The organism is Staphylococcus simulans (genome assembly GCF_003043455.1).
Taxonomy (GTDB): Bacteria; Bacillota; Bacilli; order Staphylococcales; family Staphylococcaceae; genus Staphylococcus; species Staphylococcus simulans_A.
In genome coordinates this window covers 1-1,482 of the sequence record NZ_PZGG01000129.1, presented here as the reverse complement: position 1 = coordinate 1,482, position 1,482 = coordinate 1, and the positions used below count along the sequence as shown (strand labels likewise).

The 1,482-nt window shown below is 34.8% G+C and carries 1 protein-coding gene; it reads right to left on the bottom strand.

Annotated elements, in window-relative coordinates:
* Positions 1–1,345: translation elongation factor 4 (lepA, locus tag BU038_RS12300; RefSeq protein WP_107606251.1), on the bottom strand; the 1,345-nt coding region annotated here is incomplete at its 3' end.
* Between the last annotated feature and the right edge of the window lie 137 nt (positions 1,346–1,482).

The window sequence follows — 1,482 nt, the reverse complement described above, 5'->3', positions numbered from 1 at the left end:
CACGAATATCATCTAAATAGTCCATATTGATAAATTGTCCACGTTTACGCTGACATAACTCCATAACAGCACCAACATAATCGTTTGGAACCATCATAGTTGCTCTTACATATGGTTCGTAGATTTCATCAATTTGATCTCTCTCAGGCATTTGTGCTGGGTTATCAACGATTTTCTTTTCACCGTTTTTTAGAATACATTCATAAATTACAGATGGAGCTGTCGCAATCAATTCAATTCCAAATTCTCTTTCAATACGTTCTTGAATGATTTCCATGTGCAACATTCCTAAGAAACCTGTGCGGAAACCAAAACCTAGAGCTTGTGAAGTCTCTGGTTCGAATTCTAGTGATGAATCATTTAGCTGTAATTTCTCCAATGCTTCTCTTAAATCATTATATTTTTTATTATCAATTGGGAATAGCCCACAGAATACCATCGGGTTCATTTTTTTATAACCTTTTAATGGTTGTGCTGCTGGACGATCTGCATGCGTGATAGTATCCCCTACACGTGAATCATCTACATTTTTAATACTTGCGATGATATAACCAACATCTCCAACAGTTAATTCTTCAACTGGAAGTTGTTTAGGTGTGTTAATACCTACTTCAGTTACTTCGAATTCTTTACCAGTTGCCATCATTTTGATTTTATCCCCTGCTTTAACTACGCCATCCATAATTCGAATTGAAGAAATGACACCTCTATAAGCATCATATTCAGAGTCAAAAATTAATGCTTTTAACGGTTCAGAAGGATCGCCTTCTGGTGGTGGTACTACTTCAACAATTTTTTCTAATATCTCTTCAATACCGATATTAGATTTAGCACTTGCTAAAACTACATCATCTTGATCCAAGCCAATAACATCTTCAATTTCTTGTTTAACACGTTCTGGATCTGCTGCTGGCAAGTCAATCTTATTTACTACAGGAAGTAATTCTAAATCGTTATCAAGTGCAAGATAAACGTTCGCTAGTGTTTGCGCCTCAATACCTTGTGCAGCATCTACAACTAAAATAGCCCCTTCACATGCTGCTAAAGAACGAGAAACTTCATAAGTGAAATCGACGTGTCCTGGTGTATCAATTAAGTGGAAGATATAATTCTTTCCATCTTTTGCTTCGTATTTTAATCTAACGGCATTTAACTTAATTGTGATACCGCGTTCTCTTTCTAAATCCATTGAATCTAATAATTGTGACTGCATTTCTCGTGTTTCAACACTTTTAGTGTTTTCTAAAATTCTATCAGCCAACGTTGACTTTCCATGGTCAATATGGGCAATGATAGAAAAGTTTCTAATATTTTCTTGTCGGTTTAACCGTTCTTCATTATTCATTCTATCTACTCACTTTCATAATATTCAAATAGAGCATTATGTATGATATTCTTTGATATAATAACGTGTTTGCCCCATAATTGCAACTAATGGCAATTTCTTGTACTTTTACTGACAGACTCTATTTTACTGTAAGT